Source organism: Xanthomonas sp. NCPPB 1132 (assembly GCF_056629235.1).
The window spans coordinates 3,945,357-3,957,367 of record NZ_CM152819.1 but is presented as its reverse complement, the minus strand read 5'-3'; the positions used below and the strand labels follow the sequence as shown (position 1 = coordinate 3,957,367).

Here is a 12,011-nt window from a genome sequence, read left to right as displayed (position 1 = left end):
GTCGTCCCGCCGAAGCGGGAGCGCTCAGTCCTCGTAGCTCAGCACCATGCCAGGACGCAGCACGCTGCGCGCGGACAGGCCGTTCTTCATCAGCAGCGCCTGCACGGTGATGCCATAGCGCTTGGCGATATTCCAGGCGGTGTCGCCGTCGCGCACGGTGTGGGTATGGCGGGAGCGTGTGCCAGCGCGGGTGGCGCGGCTCGGCGCGGGGCTGTCGTCGGCGCTGGCCACGGTGGCGACAACAGGAGCGTCGTCCTGCGTGGGCGGTGCGGTGTCCTGCTGGGCCAGCACGGGGCCGCCCACGCTGCGTGGCGCCAGCACCGGCAGTGCGCGCTTGGCGCCGCGGCCGTTGCCCAGGGCCGGATTCAGCCGGGCGAGCTGGTTGCCCTGCAGCGCCTGGCGCCGGGCCCACTCGTCCAGCGCCATGCCGGCGGGCAGGGTCTGCGCCTGCAGGATCGGCACGTCGCGGTCCAGCGAGGCCATCCATTCGTCGCGGGTCTGCGCCTGTTCCAGCACGCAGGCCAGCGCGTGCAGTTTCTCGACGTAGGCATAGGTGACCGAGGACAGCCCGGGCAGCTTGTCCGGCTGCGCGTTCTGCGCGTTCATGCCGGCGCGGCGCATCGACTGCAGCACGCGGTACTCGCCGGCGTTGTAGGCCATGATCGCCAGGCGCCAGTCGCCGCCGAACATGCCGTGCAGGGTCTTCAGGTAGCGCACCGCGGCGCGGGTGGAGTCGACCGCGGACAGGCGGCCGTCGTAGCCGTTTTCCAGCGGAACATCGTGGTTGCGCGCGGTGCCGGGGATGAACTGCCACAGGCCGGCGGGGCCGCCGCTGTTGCGCGCGGCCGGGCGGTAGCCGCTCTCCACGAACGGGATCAGCGCGAACTCGGTCGGCAGGTTGGCCGCGCGCAGTTCGTCGACCACGTAGCCGAACAGCGGCAGCACTTCCTCGTCCTCGTCGGCCAGACGCGAGGGGGCGCGCGAGAACTGCTGCTGCCAGCGCGCATCGGTGGCGCCGGCGTCGCAACGCGCGTCGGCCAGGCCGTCGCGGAAGCGGGCGAGGATGTCGTGCCCGTTACGGGTGGTGGGCGGCGGCAGTGCCGCCGGATCCGTCGGCAGACCATTCAGGCCGGCCACGGTCTGCTCGAGTGCCGCCGCAAGCGGGGTCGCGGCCGCCGCGGGGGGCGCCGCCGACGCCATCGCCAGCGTCAGCGCCGCCATCAACGCCAGCGCCCTCATGCGCGGAAATCGTCTTTCCAGCGCCTCAGTTCGGCGAAGACTTCCACCTCGTCGGACACCCCCCAGCCGAGCCGGGCGCCGATCGCCTGCTGGATCGCCGCCGAGGCGGTACGCAGGAACGGATTGGTCGCCAGTTCGCTGGCGAGGGTGACGGGAACGGTGGGTCGGGCAGCGTGACGCATGGCCTGGGCTTCCTGATGGCGCTGCCGCAGGGCAGCGTTGGTGGGATCGACCGTGACGGCGAATGCCGCATTGGCCAAGGTGTATTCGTGTCCGCAGCAGACCAGCGTCTGCCCCGGGAGGGCGGACAGGCGCTGCAGCGAACCCAACATCTGGGAGGGCGTACCTTCGAACATGCGCCCACAGCCCAGGCTGAACAGCGTATCGCCGCTGAACAGGTGACCGTGGCCGACATAGGCCAGGTGCGAGCGGGTGTGGCCGGGGACGGAGAGGGTATCGAACTGCCAGTCCAGCACCTTCACGACATCGCCGTCGCCGACCCGCTCGCACGAAAATCCGGCGATCCGCGGGTCGTCCGGCGCGTACACCGGGATGTCCGGCCAGCGTTCGCGCAGCGCCGCCACGCCGCCGATATGGTCGTCGTGATGGTGGGTGAGCAGGATGGCGGCCGGCTGCAGGCCTTGTGCAGCGGCCTCCAGGACCGGTTCGGCCTGGCCGGGATCGACCAGCAACGCACGCCCGCCGTCCGTGGCGATCGCCCAGATGTAGTTATCCTGGAATGCGGGCAGGGCGATCAGTCGCATAGAATTGGCACCATGCCTGCCGTGTCGCTCCCTCGTCAAGCCAACGTCTCATCCTGGTTTGATACGGCCGGGGCGCAGGCGCTGCTCCAGGCCGAGCAGCCGCTGATCCTCGACGCCCTGCTCAAGCGCCCCGCGCAGCCCTGGCTGTGGCTGGCGCCGGTACCGCTGCCGCCTCCCGGGCGCGAGCTGCCGGGGCGGGGCGTGCGCCTGCACCGCAGCCCTCGCGGCTATGCCGGCGACCTGGTGTGCACGCTGCCGCTGCCGCTGCCGTCGGAGAGCGTCAACGCCATCGTCCTGCAGCACGTGCTCGCCGCCGACGCGGCGGAGCTGCTGGAGGAATGCGAGCGCATCCTGATGCCGGGCGGCCGCGTGTGGCTGTTCGCGCTCAACGCGATGAGCCCGTACCGGCTGCGCTGGCGCCGCCAGGGCCTGGTGGCGCGCCCGCCGGGCAGTTGGCGCGGCCTGCTGGAACAGGTCGGCCTGCCCTGCGTGGAGCAGTTGCGCTATCTCGGGCCGGTGTGGCCGACCCGCGGTGGCGTCGGCCCGGCCACCTCCACCGCGCCGCTGCGCGCGGTCTGCATGCTGCACGCGGAAAAACGCACCGCGGCCGGCATCGGCCCCATTCCATTGCGCGCGCCGGTCCGCTGGCGCGGCTCGGTCGCTTCGATCTGAACACGGAGTTTCATGAAGACTGTCGACATCCATACCGATGGCGCCTGCCTCGGCAATCCCGGCCCCGGCGGCTGGGCCGCGCTGCTGCGCTACAAGGGGCTGGAGCGCGAGGTGGCCGGCGCCGAGGCGCACACCACCAACAACCGCATGGAACTGATGGCCGCGATCATGGCCCTGGAGACGCTCAACGAGCCCTGCCAGATCGTGCTGCACACCGACTCGCAGTACGTGCGCCAGGGCATCACCGAGTGGATGCCGGGTTGGGTGCGGCGGCAGTGGAAGACCGCCGGCGGCGATCCGGTCAAGAATCGCGACCTGTGGGAACGGCTGCACGCCGCGGCGCAGCGGCATACGATCGACTGGCGCTGGGTCAAGGGCCACAACGGCGATCCGGACAACGAGCGGGTCGACCAGCTGGCACGCAACCAGGCCCTGCACGTGCGCGCCGGTGGCGCCGTGGTCGCGCCTTGATCCCGTCTTCCTTTTCCGCTACGAGTCCCATGCGTCAGATCATCCTCGATACCGAAACCACCGGCCTGGAATGGAAGAAGGGCAACCGCGTCGTCGAAATCGGCGCGGTGGAACTGCTCGAACGCCGCCCCAGCGGACGCAACTTCCATCGCTATTTGCGCCCGGACTGCGATTTCGAACCCGGCGCGCAGGAAGTCACCGGCCTGACCCTGGATTTCCTTGCCGACAAGCCGGAATTCCACGAGGTGGTCGACGAATTCCTGGAGTTCATCGACGGCGCCGAGCTGATCATCCACAACGCCTCGTTCGACCTGGGCTTTCTGGATTACGAACTGTCGCGGCTGGGCGAGTCCTACGGTCGCATCCTCGACCGCGCCACGGTGATCGACACCTTACTGCTCGCGCGCGAGCGGTTCCCCGGCCAGCGCAATTCGCTGGACGCGCTGTGCAAGCGGCTGGGCGTGGACAATTCGCACCGGCAACTGCACGGCGCGCTGCTCGATGCGCAGATCCTCAGCGACGTGTACATCGCGCTGACCTCCGGCCAGGAGGAGATCGGTTTCGCCCTGGCCGAGGACGGCGCCGCGCATGCGGCGGCGCAGGGTCCCGCATTCGACATGACCATGCTGCTGCCGCGGCCGCGGGTGGTGCCGACGGCCTCGGAACTGGAGGCGCACCAGGCGCGGCTGGAGAAGCTGCGCAAGAAGGCCGGCCGCGCGCTGTGGGACGACGCCGAGCCGGTCGTGGCGGACGCGGTGGCCGGCTGAAGGGTGCCTCGAATGACGGCGGGATTGCTGTAGGAGCGGCTTCAGCCGCGATGGGGCTTTTACTGGGAACGCCCCATCGCGGCTGAAGCCGCTCCTACAGGGTAGCCTGGCCGGCTTGAGCGTGAAGAATGCAAGTGCCCAGCAGTGCCCTGACGTCGTTTGCGCGACCGGAGCCACCGCCGCGCCGCGCCGAATTCAGTGACAGCGCACCAGGATTGCAGTGATGTTGTCCGAGCCGCCTTCGTCCAGCGCGGCGGCGACCAGCATGTCCACGCACTCCTGCGCGCTGCAGTCGTCGTGGCCCAGCGCGTTGGCCAGGCCGGCATCGTCCACTTCCTCGGTGAGCCCGTCGCTGCACAGCAGCAGGCGCATGCCCGGGCGCAGTTCGCCGGTCATCGTGGCCACGTTGAGGTGCTGCGGATCGGTGACGCCCAGCGCCTGGGTGACCACGTTGCGGTGCGGATGCGCGCGGGCCTGCTCGGCGGTGAGCGCGCCCTGCGCGATCAGTTCCTGCACGTAGCTGTGGTCCTGGCTGAGCTGGGCCAGCTTGCCGTCGCGCCACAGATAGGCGCGGCTGTCGCCGACCCAGGCGACCTCGAAGCGGTTGCCCTGCACCCGCGCGGCCACCACTGTGGTGCCCATCGGCAGGGTGTCGTTGCGGCGCTGCGAGGCGCGGATGATTTCCTCGTCGGCGATGCGGATGGCCTGCGCCAGCGCGGTGCCGCCGCGCACTTCACGGACGATGGCCTCGCGCGCCAGGGCGCTGGCGACCTCGCCGCAGGCGTGGCCGCCCATGCCGTCGGCCACCAGCCACAGCCCCAGTTCGTGGTCGCCGTAGTAGGTGTCCTCGTTGAGGTCGCGGCGCAGGCCGACGTGGGTGAGGTGTCCGAATTCGATCATTGCGCGCCTGCGGCCGGCCGGTGTTTTCTGGGGTCGACGGGCATCATCGCGGTCGCGCGCGGATCAGGCAATCGCCGCGCGCGGCGCCAAGCAGGCGGGGTTCATCGCCCCGCGCCGCCGGGCGCTTGCGGGGCCTCCGCGCCGGGCCGCTTGTCCGCGCGCGGCGGGAACCGTATGATGCACGCCCCCGGTCCGCCGGGGACCACCCGGGAAGGTGGCAGAGTGGTTGAATGTACCTGACTCGAAATCAGGCAGGCGTTTATAGCGCCTCGGGGGTTCGAATCCCCCCCTTCCCGCCAGTTCTCGCGTCTCGCGCTTCCGCGAGGCCGCGTCTCCAGGGCATGTCCCTGCTCCGCGCCGGGCCGGCAAACGCCGCTGGCGATGCCATCCGCGCTTGGCGGTAGCCCCGATTAACCCCCGTGTCCCCGCGCCGCGATGATGCCTCAACGGTTCGTGCGCGGCGGTAAGCCAGCATGCTGTGCATCGGGCCGCCCTGTCGCAGGGCAATCACCACAGCCCCTGGGCGTGGCGTGCCCCCGTTGCGTTCGCCGCTTGGACCGATCCTGCCTCGCCACGGGTGATGCGGCCGCCTGGCTCGCCGATGCGGTGCGTCGTCGGGCCTGGATGCCGTCGCGTGCAGGCGCTCCCACCCTGCGTCGGACAAGCCGGTTCTCCCGGTTCATCCATCGTCCAGCGGCCGTGTTCGCATGCTGTCGCCCCCTGGTTTCGGCATTGGCGCAATGGACAGTCGGGTTGGCTTCGAGCGTGCGGATCGACATGCCGACGCGCGTCCCTGCGTCACCAGGGCGTTGCAGCGCGCACAGGCGATGAAAACGGCGAGTGCAGCTGGGCGCCCAGGATCGCGTCGGTGTTCCGCCGTCATCACGATGTGCATCCTGCTGTTTGCCGCGGTCGGTGCCACGGCCCAGCGCGGCGCTGCGGCGCCGCTGCCGCACTCCCCGGCGTCCGTGCGCGCGGCAGGGTTCGGGCTCAGCGAACGCCCGGATGCCTATGTCGTCGACACCGGTGCGGGGTTGACCTTTGCCGTGCGGCGCATCGCCGGCCGCAGTGGATTGCAGAGCGCGGGCGGCCTGTGTTCGCTGCGCTGGCATGGCGTCGAGTACCAGGATCCGGCCAAGGACAGCCACGTCAACTCGGGTTTCGCCGGCCTCTACGCGGATGCCGGGCCGGTCGCCGTCGAGGCGCGACAGCTCGATGCCGACACGATCCGGGTGACGGTGCGCTCGGGCGATCTGGTCCACTATTACCTGGCCCGGCGCGGCGAGCCGCGCATCTACATGGCCGACCGCTTCGGCAGCGAACCGAAGCCCGGGCTGCTGCGCTTCGTCGTGCGCGTGCCCTGGGCGCTGCTCCCGCATGGTCCCGAACCCGCAGACCTGCACGGGACCGACCGGACCATCGAGGCGCACGATGTGTTCGCTCGCCCGGACGGGCAGACCCGCTCGAAGCACTACTCCAACATGCGGCTGCTCGACTGGCGCTACTTCGGCGCGACCGGTGCGCATGTCGGGATGTGGATGGTGCGCGACGACAACGAGGGCGGCTCCGGCGGCCCGTTCTACCGCAGTCTGCTGGACCAGGGCACCGTCGACCAGGAACTGACCTACATCGTCAATTACGGCGAAGGCCAGACCGAGCCGTTCCGCACCGGCGTCCTCGATGCCTATACGCTGGTCTTCACCGATGGTGCGCCGCCGGGGCCGGTCGATACCGGCTGGTTCGCCGGTGCAGGCCTGGACGGCTACGTGCCGCCGGCGGCGCGCGGCGCGGTGGCCGGTACGGCACGCGGCCTCGATCCCGCCTTTGCCTACACGGTCGGTTTCGCCTCGGCGCAGGCGCAGTACTGGACCGGCGTCGGCGCGGACGGGCGTTTCGAACGCAGCGGCATGCTGCCGGGCGTCTACCGGGTGACGCTCTACAAGAACGAACTGGCCGTCGCGCAGGGCGAGGTCACCGTGGCGGCAGGCCGTGCCGTGGCGACCGGGACGCTGCGCGCCGACGATCCGGACGCCGTGCCGGCGTTATGGCGGATCGGGCGCTGGGACGGCTCGCCGCGCGAGTTCTTGAATGGCGACAAGGTGACGACCATGCACCCGTCGGACGTGCGCATGGCGAACTGGCGGACCGCGCCGTTCACGGTCGGTGCGTCGTCGGCGGCGCAGGACTTTCCTGCGTATCAATGGCAGGACGTGAACAACGCGCTGCACGTGCGCTTCGTGCTCGCGCGCCTGCCGGCGGCGGCGCCGACGTTGCGCATCGGCATCACCACCGCCGCGTTTCATGGGCGCCCGGTACCCGCGATCGGCGGGTGGCAGGCGGCGGTTCCCACGGCGTCGCAGCAACCGACCTCGCGCACGCTGACGGTCGGCACCTATCGCGGCAACAACACCGTCTATCGCTTCGTCATCCCGTTGTCGGCGTTGAAGGTCGGGAGCAACGACCTGACGTTGAGCGTCGCCAGCGGTCAGCAGGGGCAGGGTTTCCTCAGTCCGGGCGTTGCGTACGATGCGATCGATCTGATCCAGGACGTGCCGGCGGGCGTCGCTGCGGCGCGCTGACGTCCATGCGCCGCTCCAGGCGGGCGCGCCGCCGCGACGCAGCGCCGACGCCGTCTTAAGGCAGAGCCGTTACACTGGCGCGACTTCTGTTTTTGGTGTCTGCCATGTCCGAAATCCTGGTGCCCGTGTCCTTCGGCGAATTGCTCGACAAGATCGCCATCCTGCAGATCAAGTCCGAGCGCATCGAGGATCCGAGCAAGCTGGCCAATGTGCGCGCGGAACTGTCGGCGCTGGAAAAAACCTGGATGGCGCATCCGGCGGCCGGCGGCGACGTGGCGCGCCTGCGCGCGGAGCTGAAGGCGGTCAACGAGCGCCTGTGGGTGATCGAGGACGAGATCCGGATCAAGGAGAAGGCGCAGGCCTTCGACGAGGAGTTCATCCAGTTGGCGCGCAGCGTGTACTACGAAAACGACGAACGCGCCCGGCTCAAGAAGGACATCAACCTGGCGCTGGGCTCCAGCTACGTGGAAGAGAAGTCCTACCAGGACTACCGCAACGCGTCGGCGTGAGGGCGTTTACCGGGAGGCGTTGCCGCCTCCCGGAACGCCGCGCTTCTCAGTCGCGCGCGACCAGCAGGCCGGTCAGGCGCCGCACCAGCGGCAGGACCAGCAGCAGGGTGGGGAAGGCGACCAGCCAGGACAGCGCCCAGGCGCCGAGCCAGAGCGTGCCGACACCGGGCGCGAGCCCGACGCTGCGCAGGGTGCTGATCATCGAGACGATGCAGGTCATCAGCACCGACAGCAGCAGCGGGGTCACCCAGGCGGCGTGGCGCGGGGACAGCTTGCGGGAAAACAGCGGGGGACGTGACATTGCGGACTCTCCGTAAGCCGGTCGATCAAAGGCGCCACCCGCCAATGGCCTGCCAGGCCCGGGCGGGAAACAGCCCCGGACGGATCCGGCGCAGTTGGCGCGTTGATTGACGTAAACGCTTACGGCGGCTCCTGCAGGCCGGGTCGGCGGCAGGACGCGCGGCGGATGGTAGAGCGACGTCAGCGCCGCCGCAACCGGCCTCAGTGGCCGTGGTCGGCGCGGTAGCGCTCGAATGCGGCAATCGCATCGTCCACGCCGATCAGTTCCATCACGCCGTCGAATTCGATCTTGCTGCCCCACTTCAACTGTGCGGCTGGCTTGCCCAGGTATTTGCGCGCAGCCGCGTCGTACTTGTCCACGCAGTAGCGGATATCCGAATACGGGCCGCTGCGGCGCGGATTGCTGGCCGCGTGCAGGCCCAGCACCTTGGTCCCCATGGCGTTGGCGATGTGCATGGGGCCGGAGTCGGGTGTCATCACCAGTGCGGCGCGCTGCAGCAGCGCCGGCAGTTGCTTGAGCGTGTCGCTGCCGACCAGGTCGAGCACCGGCGTGCGCGCCGCCGCGACGATGGCGTCGGCGGTGCCGCGCTCCAGGTCGCTGCGGCCGCCGCACAGCACCACCCGCCAGCCCTGCGCGGCGGCATGGTCGGCCACCGCAGCGTAGCGCTCGGCATACCAGTTGCGACGCTGGTGGCTGGAGCAGGGCGAGATCAGCAGCGCCGGCCGGCCGTCCTCGGGCCATTGCGCGCGCGCCCAGGCATGGGCGTCCTCGGGCACCGGCAGGTCCCAGCGCACCTCGGTCTGGCGCAGGCCCAGCGGCTCGCAGAAGCTGCCGATCGCCTCCAGCACGTGGATGCCGGGGCGGTCGGGAATGCGCTCGTTGACGAACAGGCCGTGCAGATCCTTGGAGCGGCTGCGGTCGTAGCCGATGCGGCGGCGCGCCGGCACGAACGCCGACAGCACGTTGGCGCGCAGCGCCACCTGCATCTGCAGCAGCGCATCGAAGCCGTGTGCCGGCAGTTCGCGGCGCAAGGCGCGCATGCCGGCCAGGCCGCTGCGCTTGTCGTAGGGGTGGAACACCACGCCCGGCAGGCCGTCCAGCAGCTTGTGCCCGGCCTTGTCGATGATCCAGTGCAATGCCGGCGCCTGCGGCCAGGCGCGCTGCAGGGTCCGCACCAGCGGCACCACGTGGGTCACGTCCCCCAGCGCCGACAGGCGCAACAGGCACAACGAAGGGAGCGTTGCCGGCATGGTGTTGTTAGACTCGCTGGATGGTTGCATTCGACGCCACCGAAGCGCTGACGCCGTACCGCGAGGGCCGCGGCTACGGGGCCATTCTGTTCGACCGCGAACGACTGCGGCAAGCCGAACCGACGCTGTTCTCCGCCGCCGCCTGGGGCGAACGTGCACGCCCGGTGGATGCCGGCGGCCGCGGCGGCGCCTGGTTCGTCGATGCGCCGTTCGGCAGCTGCGTGTTGCGCCAGTACCGCCGCGGCGGGCTGGTCGCCAAGCTGGTCCGCGACCGCTACCTGTGGACCGGCGCCGACCGCACCCGCAGCTTTGCCGAGTTCCGGCTGATGCGCGCGCTGATCGCGCGCAAGCTGCCGGTGCCGCGGCCGCTGGCGGCCTGTTATTTGCGCCAGGGGCTGCGTTACCGCGCGGCGATCCTGATGGAGCGGCTGGAGGGTGTGCGCTCGCTGGCCGATCGTGCGCATCTGGCCGGTCGCGGCGCGCCGTGGGAGGAGGCGGGGCGGCTGATCGCGCGCTTCCATCGCGCCGGCCTCGACCACGCCGACCTCAACGCGCAGAACATCCTGTTCGACGGCAACGGCCGCGGCTGGCTGATCGATTTCGACCGCGGCGTGCTGCGCATTCCCGCCACCCGCTGGCGCGAACGCAACCTCATGCGCCTGCGCCGTTCGCTGCTGAAGCTGCGCGGCGAGCGCAGCGTCGATGCGGTGGAGAAGGACTACGCGCGCCTGCGTCGCGCCTACGATCTGGCCTGGGAGCGCGGCTGCTGATGACGGACTGGGCGCTGCGCTTCCAGGGCGTGGGCAATGCCTCGGCGGTGGCGCTGGGCTCGCCGATGGCCACCATCGAGCGCGATGGCCGGCCGTGGCTGACCATCGACTGCGGCGGCGAGGGCCTGACCGCCTACCAGGCGCACTACGGCGCGATGCCGCAGGCGCTGTTCGTCACCCACGTGCACCTGGACCACGTCGCCGGCTTCGAGCGGCTGTTCGTGGACAGCTATTTTTCCGCGCGCCGCGGCAAGGTGCGGCTGTATGTGTCGGCCACGGTGGTGCCGCTGTTGCACCGGCGGGTGGCCGACTATCCGAACGTGCTGGCCGAGGGCGGCGCCAACTTCTGGGATGCGTTTCAGCTGATCGTGGTGGGCGATGCGTTCTGGCACGAGGGCGTGCGCCTGGAGGTGTTCCCGGTGCGTCACCACTGGCCGGAGACTGCTTACGGCCTGCGCCTGCAGGGCGCGCTGGTGTGGAGCGGGGATACCCGGCCGATCCCGGAAATGCTGAACCGGTATGCCGACGACGGCGAACTGGTGGCGCACGACTGCGGCCTTCACGGCAACCCGTCGCATACTGGGGTCGACGACCTGGAGCGGGAATACCCCGCCGAGCTGCTGCAACGGACCATGCTCTACCACTACGCCAGCGACGACGATGCCGAGGCCCTGCGCGCGCGTGGCCACCGCGTGGCGCGGCCGGGCGAGCGCGTGGCGTTGTCCGCGCCGCGTGCGCCGCAGGTACCGGCGGGATGAGCGCGCTGCCGCGCCCGCCGTTCGCGTCGGCGACGACGGCGGACCGGCGCGGGCGGCCGTTGCGCGACCTGCGCCTGTCGGTGATCGAGGCCTGCAACTTCCGCTGCGGCTACTGCATGCCGGCCGACAAGGTGCCGGACGACTACGGATTCGACGCCGCATCGCGGCTGTCGTTCGCGCAGATGGAGACGGTGGCGCGGGCCTTCGTCCGCAACGGCGTCAACAAGCTGCGCCTGACCGGCGGCGAGCCGCTGCTGCGCCGCGATCTGCCCGAGCTGGTGCGGCGGCTGGCGCGCATCCCCGGCGTGGACGATCTGGCCATGACCACCAACGGCGCGCTGCTGGCGCGGCATGCGCAGGCCTTGCGCGAGGCCGGCCTGCGCCGGGTCACGGTCAGCCTGGATGCGATCGAGCCGGCGGTGTTCCGGCAGCTGTCCGGCGGCCGTGGCGAGATCGCGCAGGTGCTGGAGGGCATCGACGCGGCGGTGGCGGCCGGGCTGGGGCCGGTCAAGCTCAACTGCGTGGTCCAGCGCGGCATCAACGACGACCAGGTGCTGCCGTTGCTGTCGCATTTCCGCGGCAGCGGCCACGTGCTGCGCTTCATCGAATACATGGACGTGGGCACCTGCAACGCCTGGCGTCGCGAGCGGGTGGTGCCGGCCGCCGAGTTGCGCGACCGCATCGCCGCGCGCTGGCCGCTGCAGGCGCTGGCGCCGCATTATTCCGGCGAGGTCGCCGCGCGCTATGCGTTCGCCGATGGCGGCGGCGAGATCGGCTTCGTCACCTCTGTCAGTGCGCCGTTCTGCGGCGATTGCCACCGCGCCCGGGTTTCCGCCGACGGACATCTCTACACCTGCCTGTTCGCGGGCGAGGGCACCGACCTGCGGCCGGCGCTGGCCGGCGGCGAGGAGGCGCTGGCCGAGCGCGTGCGTGCGTTGTGGGAGCGCCGCGACGATCGCTACAGCGAACTGCGCGGCGCGGTGTCGGCCACGCGCGGCAAGCACGTCGAAATGTTCCTGATCGGCGGTTGA

At 70.6% G+C, this 12,011-nt stretch carries 13 protein-coding genes and 1 tRNA gene; 9 read left to right on the top strand and 5 right to left on the bottom strand.

The annotated features are described in order from the left end of the window. Positions 1-24: 24 nt before the first annotated feature. Both AC1G9L_RS16955 and gloB read right to left on the bottom strand, forming a co-directional pair. Complete coding sequence (locus AC1G9L_RS16955) at positions 25-1,239, bottom strand: lytic transglycosylase domain-containing protein (RefSeq protein WP_481069563.1); 1,215 nt, start codon at positions 1,237-1,239, stop codon at positions 25-27. Next, on the bottom strand, positions 1,236-2,003 hold the full coding sequence (gloB, locus tag AC1G9L_RS16950) for a hydroxyacylglutathione hydrolase (RefSeq protein WP_019801521.1): 768 nt from the start codon (positions 2,001-2,003) through the stop codon (positions 1,236-1,238). The genes AC1G9L_RS16955 and gloB overlap by 4 nt, the downstream gene beginning before the upstream one ends. 12 nt (positions 2,004-2,015) lie before the next feature. Between gloB and AC1G9L_RS16945 the strand changes: the two genes are divergently transcribed. Genes AC1G9L_RS16945 through dnaQ form a run of 3 tightly spaced genes read left to right on the top strand, consistent with a single transcriptional unit; the run spans position 2,016 to position 3,913 of the window. Further along, positions 2,016-2,675 carry a class I SAM-dependent methyltransferase gene (locus AC1G9L_RS16945; protein ID WP_209031997.1) on the top strand — a complete coding sequence of 220 codons (660 nt, stop codon included), beginning with the start codon at positions 2,016-2,018 and terminating at the stop codon, positions 2,673-2,675. Between the two features lie 12 nt (positions 2,676-2,687). After that, positions 2,688-3,146: a ribonuclease HI gene (rnhA, locus tag AC1G9L_RS16940; protein ID WP_010341132.1), complete on the top strand. Its 459-nt coding sequence runs from the start codon at positions 2,688-2,690 to the stop codon at positions 3,144-3,146. 29 nt (positions 3,147-3,175) lie between these two features. After that, a complete protein-coding gene (gene dnaQ, locus AC1G9L_RS16935) occupies positions 3,176-3,913 on the top strand; it encodes a DNA polymerase III subunit epsilon (protein WP_019801186.1) in 738 nt (245 codons plus the stop codon). A gap of 195 nt (positions 3,914-4,108) precedes the next feature. Here dnaQ and AC1G9L_RS16930 read toward each other — a convergent pair whose 3' ends face one another. Continuing rightward, positions 4,109-4,813 (bottom strand): PP2C family protein-serine/threonine phosphatase, encoded by a 705-nt coding sequence (locus tag AC1G9L_RS16930; protein WP_017907821.1) that lies wholly within the window; start codon positions 4,811-4,813, stop codon positions 4,109-4,111. 208 nt (positions 4,814-5,021) lie between these two features. Here AC1G9L_RS16930 and AC1G9L_RS16925 point away from each other — a divergent pair. The 3 genes from AC1G9L_RS16925 to AC1G9L_RS16915 all read left to right on the top strand — a co-directional run bounded on the left by AC1G9L_RS16925 (position 5,022) and on the right by AC1G9L_RS16915 (position 7,901). Continuing rightward, positions 5,022-5,112 (top strand) — tRNA-Ser (locus AC1G9L_RS16925). Between the two features lie 588 nt (positions 5,113-5,700). Then, positions 5,701-7,392, top strand: a complete 1,692-nt coding sequence (locus AC1G9L_RS16920) for a rhamnogalacturonan lyase B N-terminal domain-containing protein (RefSeq protein ID WP_019801187.1) — start codon at positions 5,701-5,703, stop codon at positions 7,390-7,392. 104 nt (positions 7,393-7,496) lie between these two features. Continuing rightward, positions 7,497-7,901, top strand: a complete 405-nt coding sequence (locus tag AC1G9L_RS16915) for a DUF6165 family protein (protein ID WP_019801188.1) — start codon at positions 7,497-7,499, stop codon at positions 7,899-7,901. 46 nt (positions 7,902-7,947) lie between these two features. Here AC1G9L_RS16915 and AC1G9L_RS16910 read toward each other — a convergent pair whose 3' ends face one another. Both AC1G9L_RS16910 and AC1G9L_RS16905 read right to left on the bottom strand, forming a co-directional pair. Next, positions 7,948-8,202 carry a DUF2798 domain-containing protein gene (locus tag AC1G9L_RS16910; protein WP_019801189.1) on the bottom strand — a complete coding sequence of 85 codons (255 nt, stop codon included), beginning with the start codon at positions 8,200-8,202 and terminating at the stop codon, positions 7,948-7,950. A 200-nt stretch (positions 8,203-8,402) separates the two neighbouring features. Further along, positions 8,403-9,452 (bottom strand): glycosyltransferase family 9 protein, encoded by a 1,050-nt coding sequence (locus AC1G9L_RS16905; RefSeq protein ID WP_481069562.1) that lies wholly within the window; start codon positions 9,450-9,452, stop codon positions 8,403-8,405. A 20-nt stretch (positions 9,453-9,472) separates the two neighbouring features. Here AC1G9L_RS16905 and AC1G9L_RS16900 point away from each other — a divergent pair, with 20 nt between their 5' ends. Genes AC1G9L_RS16900 through moaA form a run of 3 tightly spaced genes read left to right on the top strand, consistent with a single transcriptional unit; the run spans position 9,473 to position 12,011 of the window. After that, a complete protein-coding gene (locus AC1G9L_RS16900) occupies positions 9,473-10,222 on the top strand; it encodes a 3-deoxy-D-manno-octulosonic acid kinase (protein ID WP_019799319.1) in 750 nt (249 codons plus the stop codon). Beyond that, positions 10,222-10,980: an MBL fold metallo-hydrolase gene (locus tag AC1G9L_RS16895; RefSeq protein WP_481069561.1), complete on the top strand. Its 759-nt coding sequence runs from the start codon at positions 10,222-10,224 to the stop codon at positions 10,978-10,980. The genes AC1G9L_RS16900 and AC1G9L_RS16895 overlap by 1 nt, the downstream gene beginning before the upstream one ends. After that, positions 10,977-12,011 carry a GTP 3',8-cyclase MoaA gene (gene moaA, locus AC1G9L_RS16890; RefSeq protein WP_481069560.1) on the top strand — a complete coding sequence of 345 codons (1,035 nt, stop codon included), beginning with the start codon at positions 10,977-10,979 and terminating at the stop codon, positions 12,009-12,011. The genes AC1G9L_RS16895 and moaA overlap by 4 nt, the downstream gene beginning before the upstream one ends.

Coding starts and splice junctions, on each gene's coding strand:
- AC1G9L_RS16955 (WP_481069563.1), bottom strand. CDS start 1,239: ATGAGGGCGCTGGCGTTGATGGCGGCGCTGACGCTGGCGATGGCGTCG.
- gloB (WP_019801521.1), bottom strand. CDS start 2,003: ATGCGACTGATCGCCCTGCCCGCATTCCAGGATAACTACATCTGGGCG.
- AC1G9L_RS16945 (WP_209031997.1), top strand. CDS start 2,016: ATGCCTGCCGTGTCGCTCCCTCGTCAAGCCAACGTCTCATCCTGGTTT.
- rnhA (WP_010341132.1), top strand. CDS start 2,688: ATGAAGACTGTCGACATCCATACCGATGGCGCCTGCCTCGGCAATCCC.
- dnaQ (WP_019801186.1), top strand. CDS start 3,176: ATGCGTCAGATCATCCTCGATACCGAAACCACCGGCCTGGAATGGAAG.
- AC1G9L_RS16930 (WP_017907821.1), bottom strand. CDS start 4,813: ATGATCGAATTCGGACACCTCACCCACGTCGGCCTGCGCCGCGACCTC.
- AC1G9L_RS16920 (WP_019801187.1), top strand. CDS start 5,701: ATGTGCATCCTGCTGTTTGCCGCGGTCGGTGCCACGGCCCAGCGCGGC.
- AC1G9L_RS16915 (WP_019801188.1), top strand. CDS start 7,497: ATGTCCGAAATCCTGGTGCCCGTGTCCTTCGGCGAATTGCTCGACAAG.
- AC1G9L_RS16910 (WP_019801189.1), bottom strand. CDS start 8,202: ATGTCACGTCCCCCGCTGTTTTCCCGCAAGCTGTCCCCGCGCCACGCC.
- AC1G9L_RS16905 (WP_481069562.1), bottom strand. CDS start 9,452: ATGCCGGCAACGCTCCCTTCGTTGTGCCTGTTGCGCCTGTCGGCGCTG.
- AC1G9L_RS16900 (WP_019799319.1), top strand. CDS start 9,473: ATGGTTGCATTCGACGCCACCGAAGCGCTGACGCCGTACCGCGAGGGC.
- AC1G9L_RS16895 (WP_481069561.1), top strand. CDS start 10,222: ATGACGGACTGGGCGCTGCGCTTCCAGGGCGTGGGCAATGCCTCGGCG.
- moaA (WP_481069560.1), top strand. CDS start 10,977: ATGAGCGCGCTGCCGCGCCCGCCGTTCGCGTCGGCGACGACGGCGGAC.